We start from the raw sequence: 19,207 nt of genomic DNA, 5'->3' as shown, positions 1-19,207 counted from the left end.
GAGGTTCCGAGATCGTTTCGGTCGTTCAAAGGCCGGTGAAGGGAAAAGCAAATATCCTGCCGGGTCAAGAGTTCCACGTGACTCGACCGCCCGGGGTGGTTCATGGAAGCGCTTGTCGCCGCACTCGTCATCGTGGTCGTGGCGGCTTTCGCCGTCCATCGGATGGTTCGCGTCGTGCCGCACGCCACGGCGGGTGTCGTGGAGCGGTTGGGGCGCTACCACAGGACGCTCGGTCCCGGGCTGAACCTCGTAGTGCCGTTCATCGACCGGATCAAGGACATGGTCGACCTCCGTGAGCAGGTCGTCGCCTTCCCGCCGCAGGCGGTCGTCACCTCCGACAACCTCGTCGTCTCGGTCGACACGGCCGTCTCCTTCCAGGTGACCGACGCCCGCGCGGCGACCTACGAGATCGCCAACTTCCTGGTCGCCGTCGAGCAGTTCGTCGCGACCACGCTGTGCGACGTGGTCGGCGGGATGAGTGTGGACCGCGTGCTGGCCTCCCGCGAGGAGATCGGCACCGAGCTGCGCCGGGCGCTCGACGACGCGGCGGGCGGATGGGGTCTGCGGGCCAGCCGGGTCGAGGTGAAGACGATCGACCCGCCCGTCTCGATCCAGGAGGCGATGGAGAGGCACTACCGCGCCGACCGCGACAGGCGGGCCGCGCTGCTCGCGGCCGAGGGGGAGAAGCAGGCGGCCGTCCTCGCCGCCGAGGGGCGGAGAAAGGCCGCCGTACTGGCCGCTCGCGGCGAGGCGGAGGCGACCGTGCTCAGGGCGCGGGCCGATGCCGAGGCCAGGGCGACGCGGGCCAGGGGGGAGGCCGACGCGATCGACATGCTTTTTCGCGCCGCCCGTGACGGCAGGCCCGACCCGGAGCTTCTCGCCCACGAATATCTGCGGGCGCTCCCCGAGATCGCCAGGGGGGACGCGGGCAGGTTGTGGATCGTCCCGCCGGACCTGAGGCGGACCCTCGAAAGCCTCGCGGACCTTCTCCCGGACAGGGACGAGGCCCCGGGCGAGGAGGGCGTTTCCGACGTTAAGGACACCCCCGCCACCGGATGATCTCGATCTCCTCCTACCATCCGGTGAGGGCCGTGCACCTGCCTATGGGCGCGAGCCTGACGAGTGAGGGGAAGCGCATGACACCGTGGGAGGCGGTCGCGATCTTCGTGGCCGGCGTCGGGGCGGGGGGCATCAACGCCGTCGTCGGTTCCGGGTCTCTGATCACGTTCCCGACGATGGTCGCGCTGGGCATGCCACCGGTCATCGCGAACGTCTCCAACACCGTGGGCCTGGTCCCGGGGTCGCTGACCGGCGCGTTCGGCTACCGGGAGGAGCTGAGGGGGCAGCGCCCGCGGCTGATCAGGCTGGGGGTTCCCGCGCTGGTCGGGGCGATGATCGGCGGGGTGCTCCTGCTCTACCTTCCCGCGGAGACGTTCGACATCGTCGTGCCCGTCCTGATCGCCATGGCGTGCGTGCTGGTGGTGATCCAGCCGAGGCTCAACAGCTGGCTGAGCGCCAGACGGGAGCACCCCTATCCGCACGGCGGCCCCTGGCTCTGGGGTGGCGTTCTCGTGTGCGGCATGTACGGCGGCTACTTCGGCGCGGCCCAGGGAGTGCTGCTCATCGGGCTGATGGGCAGTTTCCTCGACGAGGGCCTGCAGCGGATCAACGCGGCCAAGAACGTGCTCGCGCTGCTGGTCAACGCGTGCGCCGCGCTGCTGTTCATCGTGGTCGCGGAGGTCGACTGGCTGGCGGCCCTGATGGTGGCGCTGGGCGCCGCGATCGGCGGTTTCCTCGGCGCGAAGATCGGCAGGCGACTGCCGGCCCCGGTGCTGCGCTGGTTCGTGGTGTGCGTCGGAATAGTGGCGATAGTCAAACTGGTGTACGGGTGAACCTGCCTGCTACCGGGTACTTATTCAGGTATGAAAGGTGACAAAGTCGAGGTTGTCATCGACGCAGGAGACAGTTCCCGTACCTACGAGGTCAGCGCCACCAGAGCGGGGCGCCGCGTTGAGGTGGCCAACGCCCGAGGCGGCGTTGTCGAGGTGAGCGAGGTCACCCGAAGCGGAACGGCCGTGCGTACCGCCCGCTTCATGTCCAGCCGTATTCTCGCCCTGGTCGAACACCCCGCCGACGGCAAGCCGGCCTAGGCCGGGCCGACGGCGGGAGCCGGTTCTCGTCACGCCCGGGTGGGACGTACGGTCACGCCTGGGCGGGGCGCAGCGCCCGCCCGGACCCGGGTTCGCCGCGCCCGGACACGTCCCCGGGTTTCCTACCAGGTCCTGGAGACGGGCGTGGACTTGTTCTCGCGGGTGCCCGGTCAGGTCTGCGCGGGACGGACCTGGAGCATCCCGTCGCGGCGGATCCGGGTCTCGAAGGACGGCTGGGGAGCGGTGGCCGGGCCGTGTACGACGGCTCCGTCGGAGAGCCTGAAGGTGCTCCCGTGCCACGGGCAGACCACGCAGGCGGTCCCTCCCTCCGAGATCAGGCGCCCCTGGTGGAGCGGACCCGCCAGGTGTGCGCACTGGTCGGCGAGCACCGTGACGTTCGCGCCGACGCGCAGCACGAACAGATCGATGTAACCCAGCCTCCGCGTCACCGGGCGCCCGTCCGGCAGGTCGCCGACGTCGCACAGGTCGTGCCAGCCCAGCGGGACCAGGTGGGCGACGGACTCGGCGTGGTTCGCCCCGGCCGCCTGCCGGTAGGCGAGGTGGCCGCCGAGGTAGCCGCCCACGCTCGCGGCACTCAGCCCGGCGAACGACAGCACCCGCCCGGTCTGGTCACGCCCGGCCATCCGCAACACCAGCGAACCCGCGTAGAGCCCGAAAGCGGTCAGGTTGGCGATCGCGTGCACGAACCCCACCCGTTGCTGCTCACGGTGGAGCGCCGACCAGTCGGTGATGCCCGCCGCCATCGCGGGCATCGCGGCCGCGAGCCCGCCCGCGACCAGCATCCGCGACGCCCGCGGATCGGCGCGGGTCACGTCGAGCACCGCCGTCGCCGTCCAGAGACCCAGGCTGACGTTGGCGAGCGGTGGATGCAGCGGTTTGCCGATCGGCACCCCGTGAAGCAGGTCACGCAGCGGTCCTGGACCGATCCGCCGGCGCACGGCCTTGGCGAGCACGCGGATCGGTCTGTCGGCCTTGGGCGAGCGCTCGATCCGATCGGTGAGCTCGACCCCGGACACCAGACGCCTGGTCCGACGCCCTGTTTTGACAGTTTCCTTCACCATTGCCCCCTCCTTGACCATAGGGACCTACCCGAGAACGGCGTTATGCACGCGCCAAATGCCCTCGGCTGACGGAGAGGGCGATGATCTCGGTGGCGTAGGCGCCCAGTGTCGCCGATCCCTCCTCGATGATTTTCACCTTCTCCAGCACCTGCTCGGCCGTCACCTTGTACAGCGACCAGGTGCCGCCCTCGTTGTGGTGGTTGGCCATGATGGGGGCGATCCGGTCGAGGGCCTTGGCGAACCTGGCCTCCGGTGTCCTGCGTTCCTCGAACTCGTCCCAGAGCTCGCGCAACCGCGCGGCCTGGTCGCAGGGGAGCAGCCCGAAGATCCGGTCGGCGGCCTTGCGCTCGATGTCCAGCTGGGCTTCGACGGCCGAGGCGTCGTAGATGAACGTGTCTCCCGCGTCGATCTCGACGATGTCGTGGACAAGCAGCATCGCGACGACCCTGTCGAGATCGACGCCCGGTGGTGCGTGCTCGGCCAAGACCATCGCCAGCATGCCCACGTACCAGGAATGCTCGGCGTCGTTCTCACGCCGCGACCCGTCCATGAGGGTGTTGCGGCGGACGATGCGTCTGAGCTTGTCGATCTCCATGGCGAAGGTGAGCTGAGCGTGCAGACGGTCCTGTGCTGGAGGGGTGGTCACGCGCGCAAGCCTAATGCGCGTCGATCCCGCTTTTCCGAGCGATCATGGGATCACGCCCGGCCGAGGGTGACGGGAACCCCGTTGAACACGGCGTTTCCCGAGGGTATGTCCACGACGGAATCATCTGTCAGCGTGTTCGCGTTCACTCCCGCGTGCTTGGCTGCCACCGGTTGCGAGGTGCCGGAGTGCCCCCATCCGTGGGGCAGGCTCACCACCCCCGGCATGATCGTGTCGGTCGGCTCAAGCGGCACGACCAGCTCTCCGGCGGCCGAGCGCACCACGGCGTGCTCGCCCAGCCCGAGCCTGCTCACGTCGTCCGGGTTGATCTGCAGGGTGCACCGGTTGGTCCCGCCGACCAGCGGTCCCACGTTGTGCAGCCAGCTGTTGTTGGAACGCAGGTGGCGCCGTCCGATCAGCACGATCTCCGCGGGCGGGACGGCGAGCCGCTCGCGCAGCCGCGCGGCGTCCTCGACCAGTTGTGGCGGGGCGAGCTCCACCCGTCCCGAGGCCGTACGGACGATCTCCGCCAGCCGGGGCTCCAGCGCTCCCAGGTCGATGCCGTGCGGGTTCGCCAGGAGAGTGGCCAGGGAGAGTCCGTACGGTCCGAGCCTGAGCATGGCGTCCAGCCGCCTCTCCGCCCCGCTGCCGCCGTCCAGGGAGGCGCGCAGCTCGGCGGGGTCCGCGCCCTGCACCGGAGATCCGGGCGTCTCGACGGCCCTTCGGAGCATCCGGTCGAGGATCAGCTCGTCGAGCAGGGCCGGATCGGCGTCCGCGCCCTGACCCGAGGCGATCATCGCCAGCCGTGCCATGATCTCGGCCTCCGACGGACGTCCCGGCTCCAGCGGCAGGACCGGCGGGGAGAACCTCGCGTAGTTGCGGACCGCGAAGGCGAGCAGCGTCAGGTCGTAGTGCGGCGACTGCGTCACGCGCGGCGGCGGCAGGATCACGTTCGCGTGCCGGGTGGTCTCGTTCAGGTACGGGTCCACGCAGACCATGAACTCCAGGTCGCGGAAGGCCCGGTCCAGCCGGGGTCCGCCCGGCGCCGACAGCACCGGATTGCCGGCCACCACGACCAGCCCCCTGACCTGCCCCTCTCCCGGCGTCTCGATCTCGTCGGCGAGGGTGGCCACCGGGATCTCGCCGTTCGCCTCCGGCAACCCCCGGACGCGGCTGTGCCAGCGTCCCGTGACGTACGGCCTGCTCCGGCGGCCGTTCTCCACGGCGGTCTTCGCGAACATCACCCCGCCGGGACGGTCGAAGTTGCCGGTCAGGATGTTGACGACGTCGACCAGCCACTGCGCGACGGTGCCGAACTCGGCGGTGCAGGTGCCGATGCGGGCGTAGACGGCGGCCGTCGGGGCCGCCGCCAGCTCGCGCGCCAGCCGTACGATCTCCCCGGCCGGTATCCCGCACATCGGGGCCACGACCTCGGGGGCGAAGTCCTGTGCCAGCCGCCTCAACTCCTCCAGCCCGTCGATCCCGATGCCGCCGATGTCGGCGCCAACCGAGGTGAGGTCCTCGGCGAGGAGGGTGTGGACGATGCCGAACAGCAGGTAGGCGTCCATGCCCGGGCGTACGAACAGGTGCTCGTCGGCGAGGGCGGCGGTGCGGGTGCGGCGCGGGTCGACGACCACGAGTTTGCCGCCGCGCCCGCGCAGCGCCTTGAGACGGCCGGGGAAGTCGGGGGCGGTGCAGAGCGAGCCGTTGGACTCCAGCGGGTTGGCGCCGAGCATCAGCAGGTGGTCGGTACGGTCCAGGTCGGGCACCGCGATCGCCATCGGGTCGCCGAGCATCAGACCGCAGGAGACGTGCTTGGGCATCTGGTCGACGGTGCTCGCGGAGAAGACGTTGCGGGTGCCGAGGGCGCGGATCAGCGGCCCGCCGTACAGGGCTCCCGCCATGGAGTGGGCGTTCGGATTGCCGAGGTAGACGGCGAGCGAACCGCGGCCGTGGGCGTCGATCACCCCGCCGAGGCCCTCCTCGACCGCGCGGAACGCCTCCTCCCAGGACGCTTCGCGCCACTCCTCACCCGTACGGATCATCGGGACGCCGAGCCGGTCGGGGTCCTCGTCGAGGCGGCCCAGGCTCGCGCCCTTGGGACAGACGAAACCCCTGGAGAAGGGGTCGTCCGGGTCGCCTTTGACCGAGGTGACGTGTCCGGCGTCGTCGAGGGTGAGCCGGAGGCCGCAGACGGCCTCGCAGAGGGGGCAGGTCCTGTGGGCTGTTCTCATCGGCGCTCCTGGGTTCGGCGAATGAACTCATCATGGCCGTCGGTCCGGCACGGGGAAAGCCCCGGAGCGTGGCTTGGATTCACGTGGTCGTCGCGACATCTCGATCCGAGGAGTCGCGACGACCCCTTGAAACCGCCTGGGCTCCGGGGCTTTCCTTCGCGGCCGGGTGGAGGTTCACGCGGCCTGTCGGCGCCTCCCGGGAAGCTCGCCGGATCCGGGCAACTCGCCGGGTCCGGAGAACGGGACGGTGGCGCGGTGGATATCGGGCTCCTCCTCTGTGGTGCGGCGGGCCTGTCGGGGGTGGCCGGTCTCCGTGGTCCGGCCGGTCTCCGTGGCACGGCGGGCCTCTGCCGCATGGAGGGCCTCCGCGGCACGGTCGGTCTCCGTGGCGTGGCCGGCCCGCAGGCACACCCAGTTCGTCCGCCCGTAGAGCCGGTCGAGACCCACCGGGGGACCGGAGACCTCGCCCCCGCGGATGATCTCGACCGTCAGCAGGTTCCCCCACCTGAGGTGCCGGGACACCACGGCGTCGCGGGCGTAGCACGCCGCCGCGATCTCGGCGGAAAAGGCGTCGAAGTCCTCGGCGCAGGTTCCCGCCCTGGCGAGGACGAGCGCCTTCTCCCCGTCGGCGGTGGGGGTGATCCACAGGATCAGCGGCAGCCTGCCGAAGCGGGTGTGTATCCCGGTCTCCGCGCACGCCCGTTGGAGGCGGTGCCGGGAGACCAGGCACCACACATGTGCCGTCACCCAGTTTCTCCCGAAGCCGGAGGCCGCGGGGGCGACGGCGGCGCAGAGCACAACGAGAAACGGCCACCAGTCGCCCTCGCGGAGCGAGAGGACCACGATGACCATGAGGAACGAGGCGACGGCGAGCAGGAGGACCTCCGTCCGCCAGCGCCACAGCCGGACGATGAGCCCCGCACGGCTGGGAGGACGGCCGCCGGGGTGGCCGTAGCGGCTGCCGCGGAGATCACGCCGCGACATCGCCGCCCGCCCCCTTGTCGTGGACGGGCGCCAGGGTGAGGGCGGGGGTGGCCGTCCGCTCGGCCCTGAGGAGGTCGAACCGCGGCTCGCGGTAGTGCCTGGCCCCGAAACCGGTCCGGGTCACGCTCCAGCCGAGCCGGTAGGCCCACTCGTCCTGGTCCATGCAGAGCTCTCGGTCGGTCACATAGATCAGGTCGAGGATGAAGGTCTTGATTCCGTGGGTTCTGTTGGTACGGTGGAAGGACATAGGAGACTCCCTTCGTGGCTTTGACGCGGAGTTCTTGTGCCAACCGGGTCGGTGGCCGCCGACCCGGTGTTTTTTGTGTCCGGTCAGGACACTTTCTTGAGTGCGTGCGACTTTGGGCCGTCGCCGGCCGATTACCGCTGCTCCCCTGTCGGCCTCCCCGTGTCAACTCCGTTTCTTCGAAGACGGCGCCGTTGCCGAAGAGCCGCGTGTCTGTTTCACACCCGCGGCTCACGAATGCCCTCGAAGACGCCCTCCGGATGATCACCGGTGGCTCCCCCGATCTTGCGAGGACCTTCCTGTTCTGATAGTCGCTCAGCATAGATTTGGCGGCAAGACTTGCCGTAAGGAAAAAAGCAATAAACTTCCGCAGATGCACTGCAACCATCGGTGTAATTTGCACTACTATTCATCGAGTTCCTGTTGAGGCCGTGACAGCCGCTCGCCCGTCATGGTGAGGAGGTCGTGATGTCGGAACGTGGCAGTCCAGCGCTCCGTCAGCGTCGGCTGGGCATGGAGCTGCGCCGGCTCCGCGAAGGCCTGAACATGACGGGCGACGAGGTGTCGGGTCGCCTGGGGTGGTCGACCGCGAAGGTCAGCCGGATAGAGACCGCCAAGACGCTGGCCAAGGAGGCGGACGTCGAGGCGCTCGCCGAGCTTTACGGCGTAGACGAGCGGCTCAGGGAGACCCTGGTCGCGCTACGGCGCGAGGCCTCCAGGAAGGGCTGGTGGGAGAGATATCGAAACTCCGTTCCCGATGACTACATCACGCTCATCGGGATGGAGGCGGAGGCCACTGAGATGCGTAACTGGGAACCCCAGATCGTGCCGGGGCTTCTCCAGACAGAGGAATACGCTCGTGCGGTCATCTCGGTGGGGCAGCATGCGAGCCAGGTGCCGTCGAGTTGGTTCCAGGATCGGGTCGAGGTGCGGATGGCGCGTCAGCGTACGTTGCTGTACGACTCCAGACCGCTGACCCTGCTGGCGGTGTTCAACGAATCCGTGTTGAAAAGTCAGTACGGCGACGCTCGCGTCATGCGAGATCAGCTGCGACACCTGATCGAGGTGTCGGAGCTGGAACACGTAGATATGAGAATTCTTTCCAAGGATGTTCCGCCACCGGTGTCCACGGGACCGTTCGTGCACCTCACTTTTTCCGATTTTCCGGACACGGTCTACCTTGAATCGCTTTTCGGTGGACGGTACGTGGATGATGTGGAAAAAGTGTACGGGTATGAGCGTGCCTTTGAGCATTTGATGGAACGTGCTCTTCCAGAGGTCGGCTCGCAGGAACTGATCAAAGAGGTAAGCGAGCATTGGGGCAGGTAGCGACCGGCTTGGCAACCGGCGACTACCGTCATTTTTATGGAAAGAAAAAATGAACGTGACTGATTTCAGCGGTGCGATGTGGAAGAAGAGCGCGCACAGCTCTCCGAACGGCAATTGCGTCGAAGTGGCGACGCTGAGCGGAGGCGGCGTAGGGGTCCGGGACAGCAAGAACGGATCCGGGCCCGTGCTGGTCTTCACTCCCGATGAGTGGAAGGCATTCGTCGGCGGAGTGAAGGACGGAGAGTTCGACATATAGCAGAAGCGGCTCCAGTGCTCGCCTGGAGAAAAAGAGCCGCCCCGCTGCGATTACCGCGTTTCATTGGCTCTGCTCACCGGATGGATTGACCGCCCGCCGGTGGAGCAGGGGAGAATCATCGCACACCGGGGGAGCGCGCCGGACATGGTGCCCTATCTGGACATGTCCAATACCTTGCACGTTTTCCATCACGCCTTCATTCTTAAGGTGCCCTATGGCTATCTATGGGAGAGGAGGTGAGATATGTCCGATATTTACCAATGTGGAGTGATCTGGCGAAAGAGTGGGCTCAGTGCCGCGAGTGGCAACTGCGTTGAGGTGGCCCGCCTGGCCGACGAAGGGTTCGCGGTCAGAGACAGCAAGGACAGGCGCGGACCGGTGCTGCTCTTCGGCACGACCGGGTGGAGCGCGTTCGTCGCGGCGGTGAAGAGCGGAGACTTCGATCTCTGAGTGACCGTCCTTTCAGGACCGGGGGCTTGCCCAACGGCGGGACAGCCCCCTTTCGTGTTCCAGGGAACAGTCCGGACGGCCACCTGAGGCGGTAGGACAGCCGTAGGGCCCACGTTCTTCCGAGGGAGAAGCGAGCCGTGCGAGGACAGGCGGCCCCGGAACACCCTGTCCGGACGGCCCGCGACGCCGGGCACCGGCGACCGGCTCCGGCTTTTCGCGGAAACGAATCCGGCGGCGCGAGTTGTGACACGGGGATGGACGAGATGGCATCCTCGGATACCGATGGACACGTACACAGCTCGCCGCCTCGCCCTGGTCGCCGCGGTCACCGCCTCAGCCGTGCTTCTCGCGGCCTGCTCCGCGGCCGAGTCGGCCGCCCCCGAACCGTCCTCCGACGCCGTGAAGAAGCCCACCGAACCGGCCGAGGCCACCCCCACGCCCGAGCGCAAGCCGTACACCATCTCCTTCGGCGGGGATGTGCACTTCGAGGGCGTGCTGCGAAACCGGCTGAACGCCGATCCGAAGACCGCGCTCGGCCCGATCGCCAAGGTGCTGAGAAGCTCCGACCTGGCGATGATCAATCTGGAGACGGCGATCACCACCGGCGGCACCCCGGCCCCCGGCAAGCAGTACACCTTCCGTGCCCCGGCGACGGCGCTCACCGCGCTGAAGGCGGCCGGGGTGGACGTCGCCTCCCTCGCGAACAACCACGGCATGGACTACATGCAGAGCGGGCTGACGGACTCTCTCGCCGCCATCAAACGGTCCAAGTTCCCAGTCGTGGGTGTGGGCAGGAACGAGGCCGAGGCGTACAAGCCGTGGCGGACGACCGTGAACGGCAACCGTGTCGCCGTCATCGGCGCGACCCAGGTGCTGGACGCGGAGTTCATCCAGGCGTGGACGGCCTCGGGCGACCAGGGAGGCCTCGCCTCGGCGAAGAACGAGGCGAGACTGCTCCAGGAGGTGCGCAGGGCACGCAAGAACTCGGACACCGTGATCGTCCATCTGCACTGGGGTACCGAGCTGCAGAAGTGCCCCAACGAGGCGCAGCGCGGCCTGGCGCCCAAGCTGGTCGCGGCCGGCGCGGACGTCGTCGTCGGCGGCCACGCGCACATCCTGCTCGGTGCCGGATACCTGAAGAACAGCTACGTCAGTTACGGTCTGGGGAACTTCGTCTTCTACAACTGGGGGCCGGAGACCGGCAGGACCGGTGTGCTCACCCTGACGATCAACGGCCGCAGGGTGCTCAAGGACCAGTGGACCCCGGCCACCATCCAGGGCGGGGTGCCGGTCCCGATCACCGGGACCGGGCGGCAGCAGGCGATCGCGGACTGGAAGGCGCTGCGCGGCTGCACCGGCCTCGCCGCCAGGCCCACCCGCTCCGAGTGACTCGGAGCGGGCCCGGCGAAGGTTCCGGACATCTCCCGATATTCCGGAGGAGGCGCGGAAAAGGTTCCGGGCGTCTCGTGCGGCAGGAGGCGTGACGCCGGTGGAGGAGCCAGGCGACGTCCCATCGGCGTTCACACACCGCCTCACATGCGACGTTGCGAGGTTCGTCCGGTCCACCCCGGGGTGGAGAAAACTCGTGATTGGTGAATAAGTACTGACCCTGACGTGCCAGAGGGGCAAGATGGTGTGGTGTCCACCATGTCCTGCGAGGAGCACGGAGAGGCTCCACTGCGGCGCCAACCCACCCAGCGACGGAGCGCGCGACGTGTCGAGCGGATGCTCGACGCGTGTGCCGACCTGCTGGACGAGATCGGCTACGACGCGCTCTCCACCACGAGGATCGCCGAGCGCGCGGGGGTCGCGATCGGTTCGGTCTACCAGTTCTTTCCCGACAAGCGAGCCATCACCCAGGCGGTGACCCGGCGCCACGTGGAGGGGTTCGTCGCCCGTATCGGCAGGCGCTTCCTGCTGGAGGACTACGAGGGCTGGTGGGACGCGGTCGACGCGATCATCGACGAGTACGTGGAGATGCACAGGACCGTGCCGGGTTTCCGGTCCCTGCACTTCGGCGACGTGGTCGACCTCAACCTGCTCGACGCCTCGTCGGAGAACAACACGGTGATCGCCGGACGGTTGCGCGGTCTCCTCCTGCAGGAGTACGGACTGGCCGACAGCGAGGAGTTCGACCTGGCGATCCTCGTCGCTGTCGAGGCCGGGGACGCCGTGCTCAAGCTGGCCTTCCGGCGCGATCCGAACGGCGCCCCGGAGATCGTGGCCGAGGCGAAGCGCCTCATCCGGGGCTACCTGAACCGCCAGTTCGCCCGCGTCTCGGTCTGAGAGCCATCGGCACCCCCTGATGAAGCGTTGGCCGCGCGAGGGGTCGAGCCGTCACCGCGCCCGTGTTCCGGGCTGAGGGGGTAGGGAAGGGGAAGCCTCGACGGGGGATGTGCCGGTGCCCTCCGGCGGGCTCTCGACGCCGAGCGCGTCCGGTGCGGTGAGCACGTCCGGTGCGCTGGGCACGTCCCCCTCCTGGTGCCGTCTGCCCCGGCGTTCGAGCTGGGACCACCGCTCGGGGAAGGCGGCCTCGCCGGCCATCCCTGCCTCGGGGCGCCCCTGCGCCGTCAGCCTCTGCTGCGCGGGCTCCTGGACACCCTGCCCCGGCGTTTCCCGCCCTCGCATGTCCCGTTCCCGAGTAATCGGTCCCTGTCCCTGCGGGATGCTTTTCCTGACGACGTGTCCGCGCGCACGCGACCGCTTCTCCTGCCGCTGTTCCGTACCCGCCACCGGAACGGGAACGACCGCGGACAGTCCGGGTGGCCGTGTCCTCGGCTCCTCGCGAGGCCACCCCGAGGAATCACAGGGCTCGCGGCCGGACGAGATGATCGGCCGGAGCCGCCTCTCCCGGTAGATTCGTTCGACTTTTCTGATCCGGGCGGCGAGCCTCTCGCCACGGATACGGTTCTCCAGGGTGACCAGCTCCCGGTGTGCCTGCCCGATCGCCTCCATCTTGACCGAAAGGTATCCGGCGGACCCGGGAACGACCACGGAGAAGACCAGAAGGAGCATCAACGTGAACGATGTCTGCTTGGACATGCCCATCGCGACTCCTTCCCGTGACACGCTCCTCTGTCAGTAGTCGTTGCTCATATGCCCGTTTTGCTGGGGAAAAACGCGCAGCGTAGTCGTTCGTTTGCCTAAGGTAACGTGGCCAATACCTGCCGTTGGCCGTACGCGGTCGAGCGTCGCTCGGTACTCTCGCGATGTGGCGCATGTGACACGTGAGCAACTTGATCGATTGCTTGAGCAGGCACTTCTGGCCGACGATCACGAAGACCTGGCCCGGCGACTCGAAGACCTGGTCGAGACGTACGCGTCCGGCGACATATCACGGGCGGCGATCCTCGTGCTCGCCGCCGAGGAGTGGCGGCAGGCCGGACAGCCCGCCCGGGCCTTCGACTGCTTCCAGCGGGCGGTGGACGACGGCGGCGAGGTGAGCGTCGACCCCCGGGCGGGGATCGCCGACACCCTCTTCGAGCTCGAACGGCCTGACGAGGCGAGGGAGGTGATCGCGGCGATCCGCGCCGTCGGTGATGTCACCGCGGCCACCGCCCTCACGGTCGCCGAGACCCTCGTCGCCTACGGCGACCTCGGAGAGGCCCATAAGTGGGCGACCGAGGGGGCGCACCGGGCGGTGGAGGGGAGCGGCGAGCACATCGCCCTGCTCAGAACCCGCTACCGGATTCGCGTGGACCTCGGTCTCCCGGAGGACGACCTCGACGCCCTCCTGGACGCCTCGCACTGACGGCGCCCCGGTCCCGCCGACCTGACATGCGGCGGGGGAGGGCCGTGCCCCGTGAGGCACGGCCCTCCCCCGCGATGGTTCGGCGGTGGATCTATGCCGACCCGCGGGCTGATCCGCGGATCGGCGGCCGGTCCACCGCCTCCTGGCTCCGCATTTACTCCACGTTGAGGTTCGGGAGCGTTCCCTCAGGCGCGGGAAGAACGGGAGCCGCTGCGGCGCCCTGCACCGTGGTGCCGTTCGCGCCGCCTTCCGACGTGGCCTCGCCGGCCGCGGGGGCGTCCGGCGGCACGGGGGCCTCCGGGCGCACAGCGGCCGGCGGCTCCACCGTGGGCATGTCCGCGGTGGGGGCGTCGGCAGCGGGCGCGTCCGCGGTCGGCATGTCCGCGGTGGGCGCGTCTGCGGCGGGCACGTTCGCGGTGGGCATGTCCGCAGTGTGGGTGTCTGCGGCGGGTGCCTCGGTGGCGGGCGCGTCGGCAGCGGGCATGTCCGTGGTGGTTGCGTCGGTGGTGGGTGCCTCGGCGGTTGCGTCGGCAGCGGGCGCGTCGGTGGTGGTTGCGTCAGCGGCGGGCGCGTCCGTGGTCGGCAGGTTCTCGGTGACGGCCTCCGCCGGGACGAGGTCGGGCATCGGAGGCGCGGGCTCGTTGACCGGTGCGTCCGAAGCGCCCGGTGCGTCCGGTGCGTCCGGCACTTCGACGAGCTCACCGGGTGCCGGCGGTGCGGGGGCCCGCAGCCAGCTGATGCCGTCACCGGGGGCGCCCGGCGTGCCCGGCAGTTCCGGTGCCTCGGCCATGATGCTCACCCACGAGTTCGTCCACTCGTGACCGGGAAGGCTCGACAGGCCGAGGACCCCGGCGTCGGCGAAGCCGACCACGGCGGAGGGCTGGGAGAGCTGGGGCAGACCGGTGACGCGTGCGAGCCGGTCCGCGGTCACGGACGTCTCGCCGATGTTCGCGGTCACCGGCGCCTCAGCACCGGCCACGGCCGCCGGCGCCTGCTCGCTGTTCACCGTCACCGGCGTTCCCGGAGTAGGCAGCTCCGTGTCGCTCACCGTCACCGGCGCCTCGCCGCTGGTCGCGGCCTGTGGTGTCGCGGTGCTGTCCGTCGAGAGGTTCGTGGTGCCGTCCGTGGTCGGCGGGGTGACGGTGCTGTCCGTCATCGGCGCCTCGCCGCTGATTGCGGCCTGTGGTGTCGCGGTGCTGTCCGTCGAGAGGTTCGTGGTGCCGTCCGTGGTCGGCGGGGTGACGGTGCTGTCCGTCGTCGGCAGGCTCGCGTTGTTGTCCGTGATCGATGAGGTCACGGTGCTGTCAGTGATCGGAGGTGTCACGGTGTTGTCCGTCGTCGATGTTGTGACGGCGCTGTCCGTGGTGGGAGCCCCCTCGGGTGTCGCGGCGGTTCCGGCGGCGCCGGTCTCCTCGCACGCGGGCTCCACCGGTCCGGGCGTTCCCAGAGCCGTCGCCGTGCCCTGCTCCTGGCAGGGCACGATCTCCGCCGACGCCGGGGAGGCCATCGTGAGGCCGGCGCCGACCGTGAGCACCGCCATCGCGAGGATTCCCCGGATGTTCCGTGATGAATTCGACATTCGCATCCCCCTGTTGCGTTCGGTAATCCGACGAAAACCGAACGTAACAGGGGGGTCTCGCTCAGGGGCGGGCTTAGCTCAATGGTGGTCAAGCCATTACCGGGCCGCGTCGGAGGCGGTCAGGTCCTTACCGGTCTCCAGCCGACCGCCGTCGGCTCCCGCTGACCTCCACCCGATCGCCACACGGCCTGCCGATTCATCGCACGGTCGCCGTCAGGCCCTCACCGGGCCGATGGACAGGGAGTCCCTCGCCTCGTCGAGGTCGACCAGCACCTCGTCGCCGTCCTGGACCTCGCCGGAGAGGACCTCCTTGGCCAGTTTGTCGCCGATCGCGGACTGGACGAGGCGGCGCAGCGGACGCGCGCCGTACAGGGGGTCGTAGCCCGTCAGTGCCAGCCAGTCGCGCGCGGCCGGGGTCACGGTCAGCGTGAGCCGCCGGTCCGTCAGACGCCTCGCCAGGTGGGCCACCTGCAGGTCCACGATCCTGGACAGCTCCTCGGTGCCGAGCGCGTCGAACTGGATCACGTCGTCGAGCCGGTTGAGGAACTCCGGCTTGAACGAGCTTCTGACCGCGGTCATCACGGCGGCCCGCTGTGCCTCCTTCTCCAGGCCCGGGTCCACGAGGAACTGCGAGCCGATGTTGGAGGTGAGGATCAGGATCACGTTGCGGAAGTCGACCGTCCGGCCCTGTCCGTCGGTGAGCCGCCCGTCGTCGAGCACCTGGAGCAGGATGTCGAAGACCTCGGGGTGGGCCTTCTCGACCTCGTCCAGCAGCACCACGCCGTAGGGCCTGCGCCGCACGGCCTCGGTGAGCTGGCCGCCCTCCTCGTAGCCCACGTAGCCGGGAGGTGCCCCCACCAGGCGCGCGACGCTGTGCTTCTCGCCGTACTCGCTCATGTCGATGCGGACCATCGCCCGCTCGTCGTCGAACAGGAAGTCCGCCAGCGCCTTGGCCAGCTCCGTCTTGCCGACGCCCGTCGGGCCGAGGAACAGGAAGCTGCCGGTGGGCCGGTCAGGGTCGGAGATGCCCGCCCGCGCCCGCCGTACGGCGTCGGAGACCGCCTCGACCGCCTGCCGCTGGCCGATCAGTCGCCTGCCGAGCTCCTCTTCCATACGGAGGAGCTTGCTGGTCTCGCCCTCAAGCAGCCGGCCCGCGGGGATACCGGTCCAGGAGGAGATCACCTGGGCGATGTCGTCGGAGCCGACCTCCTCCTTGACCATGGGGTCCTCGGGCTGGGCGGCCTTGCTCGCCTCGGCGAGCTCGGCCTCCAGCTTGGGCACCTCGGCGTACATCAGCCGCGAGGCGGCCTCGAAGTCACCGTCGCGCTGTGCCCGCTCGGCGGCGCCGCGCACCTCGTCGATCTGCTTCTTCAGGTCGCCGACCCGGTTCAGCCCCGCCTTCTCCTGCTCCCAGCGGCCGACCAGGGCGTTGAGGTCCTCCTGGCGGTCGGCGAGCTCCCCGCGGAGCCGCTCCAGCCTCTGCAGGCTGCTCTCGTCGGTCTCCTTGGCGAGCGCCAGCTCCTCCATCTTCATCCGATCGACGTTCCGCTGGAGCTGGTCGATCTCCACGGGACGGGAGTCGATCTCCATGCGGAGCCGGGAGGCCGCCTCGTCGACGAGGTCGATCGCCTTGTCGGGCAGGAAGCGGGAGGTGATGTAACGGTCGGAGAGCGCGGCGGCGGCCACGAGCGCGCCGTCGGAGATCTGGACCTGGTGGTGTGCCTCGTAGCGGCCCTTGAGGCCGCGCAGGATGGCGATGGTGTCCTCGACGGTGGGCTCGCCCACGTAGACCTGCTGGAACCGCCGCTCCAGCGCGGGGTCCTTCTCGATGCGCTCACGGTATTCGTCCAGCGTGGTCGCGCCGATCATCCTCAGCTCGCCGCGGGCGAGCATGGGCTTGAGCATGTTGCCCGCGTCCATCGCGCCCTCCGCGGCGCCCGCGCCGACCATGGTGTGCAGCTCGTCGATGAAGGTGACGACCTGGCCGTCACTCTCCTTGATCTCCGCGAGCACCGCCTTGAGGCGCTCCTCGAACTCGCCGCGGTATTTGGCGCCGGCGACCATCGCGCTGAGGTCGAGGGCGATCAGACGCTTGTCGCGCAGGCTGGAGGGGACGTCGCCCGCGACGATCCGCTGGGCCAGCCCTTCCACCACGGCGGTCTTGCCGACGCCGGGCTCGCCGATGAGCACCGGGTTGTTCTTGGTACGGCGGCTGAGCACCTGGACGACGCGCCGGATCTCCGAGTCGCGGCCGATCACCGGGTCGAGCTTGCCCGCGCGGGCCCGCTCGGTCAGGTCGATCCCGTACTTCTCCAGCGCCTGGTAGGTGTCCTCCGGCGTCTCGCTGGTCACCCTGGCGTGCCCGCGCACCTTCTCGAAGGCGTCGAGCAGCGCGTTCGGGCTCGCGCCGTTGGACTTGAGCAGCGTGGCGATGGAGCCGCCGTCGGTGGCGAGACCGACCAGCAGGTGCTCGGTCGAGACGTAGTCGTCCTCAAGCCCGCGGGCACGCTGGGCCGCGGTGTTCATCACGGTGAGGAGCTGCCGGGAGCTCGACGGGGCGCTGACGGTGGAGCCCTGTGCCTTCGGCAGGGCCGCGAGCTGCTTCTCGGCCTCGACGCGCAGTTGTTTCCAGTCGGCGCCCACCGCTTCGAGCAGGGGCACGGCGGTGCCACCGGTCTGGGTGAGCAGCGCGGTGAACAGATGGGCCGGGGCGACCTCGGGATTGCCTTCGGCGGCCGCCCGCCTGATGGCGGAGGAGACCGCCGCCTGGCTCTTCTGGGTGAGCTTGTAGTCCATGCTTGTCAGGCCTCACTCGAAAGTGCTGTGTCATATGGCGACGCCGGCCCGGCGGGTCCTCACGGGGCGTGTGCCCCCGGCGCGTTCTCACGGCCGGTCACAGACGCGTCCTCAAGGTGTGGGACGGAGTCTCAGGCGGGGGGCAGCTGATACTGGATGAGCGCGCGGATCGTGTTCATCTCCGCGCGCAGGCGGTGGTTCTCGTCACGCAGGCGCATGGCCTCCGTTTCGAGGACGAGGATTCGCTTGATGCCCGCGAGGTTGATGCCCTCCTCCTGGGAGAGCCGCTGGACCTCGCGGAGCATCATGATGTCGCGGGTGGAGTACAGGCGTCCGCGACCGGCCGTACGGCCTGGACTGACCAGGCCGAGACGGTCGTACTGGCGCAGGGTCTGCGGGTGCAGACCCGACAGCTGGGCGGCCACCGAGATCACGTAGACGGGTGTGTCGTCCGACAGATCGAAGTAGTTGGCTTCCATGGCTACTCGCTTCTGGCCTGTTCGATCAGGTCCGCCCGCGGGTCACCACCCGAGGTGGCGTCGCGGAAGTCCTCAAGGGCGCCCCTCGCCTTGTCTTCCAGATGCTGCGGCACCAGAACCTCGATCGTGGCGAGCAGGTCGCCCTTGGTGCCGTCCTTGCGTGCCACGCCCCTGCCGCGCACCCGGAAGGTGCGGCCGTTCGGGGTGCCCTCGGGGATGCGCAGCGTGACCGGCAGCCCCTTGAGGATCGGCACCTTGATCTCGGCGCCAAGCGCGGCCTCGGTGAAGGTGACCGGGACGGTGATCGTCAGGTTCTCTCCCGTCCTGCCGAACACGGGGTGCGGCTTGACGTGGATCTGGACGTAGAGGTCACCGGCAGGGCCGCCGTTCTCGCCGGGCGCGCCCTTGGCCTTGATCTTGATGCGCTGGTTGTCGCCGACCCCCGCCGGGATGCGGGCCTGGATCGTGCGGGTGCTCTTACCCCGCCCGCTCCCGTCGCACACCGGGCACGGGTCGTCCACCAGCAGGCCGCGGCCCTTGCAGTCGCGGCACGGCTCGGAGAAGGCGAAGTTGCCGAGGTTGCGGCTGGCCGCCCCGGTGCCCTCGCAGGTGGGGCAGACCCGCGGGGTGGTTCCGGCCTTGGCGCCCGTGCCTCCGCATCCGGTGCACGCGGAGGAACTGGTCAGGCGGAGCGACACCGTGGTGCCCTCCACCGCCTCGGAGAAGGAGAGCGTGACCTCGGACTCGATGTCCTGGCCACGCCGCGCCCTGCTCGTCGTCCCCCCGGGGCGGCTCGCGCCGCCCCGGTTGAAGAGCCCACCGAAGATGTCGCCGATGCGCTCTCCGGTGCCGCCCTGCTGTTGCTGCTGGCCGGTCCCCCCGAACAGGTCCCCCAGGTCGAACGGGAAGCCACCCGAGCGCGGAGCACCCCCACCACCGGAGTAGCCGCCGAGACCCGATCCGAACAGCGTCCGCGCCTCGTCGTACTCCTTGCGGCGCTTGGTGTCGGAAAGGATGTCGTACGCCTCGGAGACCTCCTTGAACTTCGCGGTGCTCTCGGAGGTCGCCGAGCTTCCGGGGTTGGCGTCCGGGTGATACTGCCTGGCCAGCTTCCGGTACGCCTTCTTGATCTCATCGGCCGTAGCGGTCTTGGGCACACCAAGGACGGCGTAGTAGTCCTTCTCCAGGTAGTCCTTGGTGCTCATCTACGTTCCTTCTCAGAGATCAGAT

Annotated in this window: 18 protein-coding genes and 1 pseudogene; 9 read left to right on the top strand and 10 right to left on the bottom strand. The window is 69.1% G+C overall.

Annotation, left to right across the window (positions count from 1 at the left end; genetic code table 11):
* Positions 1-102 precede the first annotated feature (102 nt).
* The 3 genes from ABZ664_RS26635 (at position 103) to ABZ664_RS26625 (ending at position 2,150) form a co-directional block, all read left to right on the top strand.
* A complete protein-coding gene (locus tag ABZ664_RS26635; protein WP_362515431.1) occupies positions 103-1,059 on the top strand; it encodes an SPFH domain-containing protein in 957 nt (318 codons plus the stop codon).
* Between the two features lie 77 nt (positions 1,060-1,136).
* Positions 1,137-1,892, top strand: a complete 756-nt coding sequence (locus ABZ664_RS26630) for a sulfite exporter TauE/SafE family protein (protein ID WP_362515429.1) — start codon at positions 1,137-1,139, stop codon at positions 1,890-1,892.
* 30 nt (positions 1,893-1,922) lie between these two features.
* Positions 1,923-2,150 carry a hypothetical protein gene (locus ABZ664_RS26625; protein WP_329088968.1) on the top strand — a complete coding sequence of 76 codons (228 nt, stop codon included), beginning with the start codon at positions 1,923-1,925 and terminating at the stop codon, positions 2,148-2,150.
* A 170-nt stretch (positions 2,151-2,320) separates the two neighbouring features.
* Here ABZ664_RS26625 and ABZ664_RS26620 read toward each other — a convergent pair whose 3' ends face one another.
* The 5 genes from ABZ664_RS26620 to ABZ664_RS26600 form a co-directional block, all read right to left on the bottom strand.
* A complete protein-coding gene (locus ABZ664_RS26620) occupies positions 2,321-3,232 on the bottom strand; it encodes a Rieske 2Fe-2S domain-containing protein (protein ID WP_362515426.1) in 912 nt (303 codons plus the stop codon).
* Positions 3,233-3,272: 40 nt separating this feature from the next.
* Complete coding sequence (locus tag ABZ664_RS26615) at positions 3,273-3,827, bottom strand: HD domain-containing protein (RefSeq protein WP_362515503.1); 555 nt, start codon at positions 3,825-3,827, stop codon at positions 3,273-3,275.
* 101 nt (positions 3,828-3,928) lie between these two features.
* Complete coding sequence (locus tag ABZ664_RS26610; protein ID WP_362515424.1) at positions 3,929-6,109, bottom strand: molybdopterin-dependent oxidoreductase; 2,181 nt, start codon at positions 6,107-6,109, stop codon at positions 3,929-3,931.
* Between the two features lie 174 nt (positions 6,110-6,283).
* Positions 6,284-7,093 carry a hypothetical protein gene (locus ABZ664_RS26605; protein WP_362515421.1) on the bottom strand — a complete coding sequence of 270 codons (810 nt, stop codon included), beginning with the start codon at positions 7,091-7,093 and terminating at the stop codon, positions 6,284-6,286.
* Positions 7,080-7,340, bottom strand: a complete 261-nt coding sequence (locus tag ABZ664_RS26600; RefSeq protein WP_362515419.1) for a hypothetical protein — start codon at positions 7,338-7,340, stop codon at positions 7,080-7,082. The genes ABZ664_RS26605 and ABZ664_RS26600 overlap by 14 nt, the downstream gene beginning before the upstream one ends.
* 465 nt (positions 7,341-7,805) lie before the next feature.
* Between ABZ664_RS26600 and ABZ664_RS26595 the strand changes: the two genes are divergently transcribed.
* The 5 genes from ABZ664_RS26595 (at position 7,806) to ABZ664_RS26575 (ending at position 11,658) form a co-directional block, all read left to right on the top strand.
* A complete protein-coding gene (locus ABZ664_RS26595; protein ID WP_362515416.1) occupies positions 7,806-8,666 on the top strand; it encodes a helix-turn-helix transcriptional regulator in 861 nt (286 codons plus the stop codon).
* A 49-nt stretch (positions 8,667-8,715) separates the two neighbouring features.
* Complete coding sequence (locus ABZ664_RS26590; RefSeq protein ID WP_362515414.1) at positions 8,716-8,922, top strand: DUF397 domain-containing protein; 207 nt, start codon at positions 8,716-8,718, stop codon at positions 8,920-8,922.
* Positions 8,923-9,189: 267 nt separating this feature from the next.
* Positions 9,190-9,372, top strand: a complete 183-nt coding sequence (locus ABZ664_RS26585; protein ID WP_362515412.1) for a DUF397 domain-containing protein — start codon at positions 9,190-9,192, stop codon at positions 9,370-9,372.
* 282 nt (positions 9,373-9,654) lie between these two features.
* Complete coding sequence (locus tag ABZ664_RS26580) at positions 9,655-10,761, top strand: CapA family protein (protein ID WP_362515410.1); 1,107 nt, start codon at positions 9,655-9,657, stop codon at positions 10,759-10,761.
* 258 nt (positions 10,762-11,019) lie between these two features.
* Complete coding sequence (locus tag ABZ664_RS26575) at positions 11,020-11,658, top strand: TetR family transcriptional regulator (protein WP_362515501.1); 639 nt, start codon at positions 11,020-11,022, stop codon at positions 11,656-11,658.
* A 51-nt stretch (positions 11,659-11,709) separates the two neighbouring features.
* Here the strand turns inward: ABZ664_RS26575 and ABZ664_RS26570 are convergent, their stop codons facing one another.
* On the bottom strand, positions 11,710-12,414 hold the full coding sequence (locus ABZ664_RS26570; RefSeq protein ID WP_362515408.1) for a hypothetical protein: 705 nt from the start codon (positions 12,412-12,414) through the stop codon (positions 11,710-11,712).
* Positions 12,415-12,583: 169 nt separating this feature from the next.
* Between ABZ664_RS26570 and ABZ664_RS26565 the strand changes: the two genes are divergently transcribed.
* The gene (locus tag ABZ664_RS26565) at positions 12,584-13,123 is read left to right on the top strand and encodes a hypothetical protein (protein ID WP_362515406.1); all 540 of its coding nucleotides are present in this window, start codon (positions 12,584-12,586) and stop codon (positions 13,121-13,123) included.
* 154 nt (positions 13,124-13,277) lie between these two features.
* Here ABZ664_RS26565 and ABZ664_RS26560 read toward each other — a convergent pair whose 3' ends face one another.
* The 4 genes and pseudogenes from ABZ664_RS26560 to dnaJ form a co-directional block, all read right to left on the bottom strand.
* On the bottom strand, positions 13,278-14,702 hold the full coding sequence (locus ABZ664_RS26560; protein ID WP_362515403.1) for a hypothetical protein: 1,425 nt from the start codon (positions 14,700-14,702) through the stop codon (positions 13,278-13,280).
* A gap of 213 nt (positions 14,703-14,915) precedes the next feature.
* On the bottom strand, positions 14,916-17,498 hold the full coding sequence (gene clpB / locus ABZ664_RS26555; RefSeq protein WP_362515401.1) for an ATP-dependent chaperone ClpB: 2,583 nt from the start codon (positions 17,496-17,498) through the stop codon (positions 14,916-14,918).
* Between the two features lie 203 nt (positions 17,499-17,701).
* A pseudogene (locus tag ABZ664_RS26550) lies at positions 17,702-17,977 on the bottom strand (helix-turn-helix transcriptional regulator); the annotation flags it as partial.
* A gap of 2 nt (positions 17,978-17,979) precedes the next feature.
* On the bottom strand, positions 17,980-19,182 hold the full coding sequence (gene dnaJ, locus ABZ664_RS26545) for a molecular chaperone DnaJ (RefSeq protein WP_362515399.1): 1,203 nt from the start codon (positions 19,180-19,182) through the stop codon (positions 17,980-17,982).
* Positions 19,183-19,207 lie beyond the last annotated feature (25 nt).

The organism is Streptosporangium sp. NPDC006930, assembly GCF_040635605.1.
Lineage (GTDB): Bacteria > Actinomycetota > Actinomycetes > Streptosporangiales > Streptosporangiaceae > Streptosporangium.
This window is presented reverse-complemented; position numbering and strand designations above follow the sequence as displayed.

Excerpts from the sequence above, each read along its gene's own strand:
- ABZ664_RS26635 (WP_362515431.1), top strand. The coding sequence starts at position 103 with ATGGAAGCGCTTGTCGCCGCACTCGTCATCGTGGTCGTGGCGGCTTTC.
- ABZ664_RS26630 (WP_362515429.1), top strand. The coding sequence starts at position 1,137 with ATGACACCGTGGGAGGCGGTCGCGATCTTCGTGGCCGGCGTCGGGGCG.
- ABZ664_RS26625 (WP_329088968.1), top strand. The coding sequence starts at position 1,923 with ATGAAAGGTGACAAAGTCGAGGTTGTCATCGACGCAGGAGACAGTTCC.
- ABZ664_RS26620 (WP_362515426.1), bottom strand. The coding sequence starts at position 3,232 with ATGGTGAAGGAAACTGTCAAAACAGGGCGTCGGACCAGGCGTCTGGTG.
- ABZ664_RS26615 (WP_362515503.1), bottom strand. The coding sequence starts at position 3,827 with ATGGAGATCGACAAGCTCAGACGCATCGTCCGCCGCAACACCCTCATG.
- ABZ664_RS26610 (WP_362515424.1), bottom strand. The coding sequence starts at position 6,109 with ATGAGAACAGCCCACAGGACCTGCCCCCTCTGCGAGGCCGTCTGCGGC.
- ABZ664_RS26605 (WP_362515421.1), bottom strand. The coding sequence starts at position 7,093 with ATGTCGCGGCGTGATCTCCGCGGCAGCCGCTACGGCCACCCCGGCGGC.
- ABZ664_RS26600 (WP_362515419.1), bottom strand. The coding sequence starts at position 7,340 with ATGTCCTTCCACCGTACCAACAGAACCCACGGAATCAAGACCTTCATC.
- ABZ664_RS26595 (WP_362515416.1), top strand. The coding sequence starts at position 7,806 with ATGTCGGAACGTGGCAGTCCAGCGCTCCGTCAGCGTCGGCTGGGCATG.
- ABZ664_RS26590 (WP_362515414.1), top strand. The coding sequence starts at position 8,716 with ATGAACGTGACTGATTTCAGCGGTGCGATGTGGAAGAAGAGCGCGCAC.
- ABZ664_RS26580 (WP_362515410.1), top strand. The coding sequence starts at position 9,655 with ATGGACACGTACACAGCTCGCCGCCTCGCCCTGGTCGCCGCGGTCACC.
- ABZ664_RS26575 (WP_362515501.1), top strand. The coding sequence starts at position 11,020 with ATGTCCTGCGAGGAGCACGGAGAGGCTCCACTGCGGCGCCAACCCACC.
- ABZ664_RS26570 (WP_362515408.1), bottom strand. The coding sequence starts at position 12,414 with ATGTCCAAGCAGACATCGTTCACGTTGATGCTCCTTCTGGTCTTCTCC.
- ABZ664_RS26560 (WP_362515403.1), bottom strand. The coding sequence starts at position 14,702 with ATGTCGAATTCATCACGGAACATCCGGGGAATCCTCGCGATGGCGGTG.
- clpB (WP_362515401.1), bottom strand. The coding sequence starts at position 17,498 with ATGGACTACAAGCTCACCCAGAAGAGCCAGGCGGCGGTCTCCTCCGCC.
- dnaJ (WP_362515399.1), bottom strand. The coding sequence starts at position 19,182 with ATGAGCACCAAGGACTACCTGGAGAAGGACTACTACGCCGTCCTTGGT.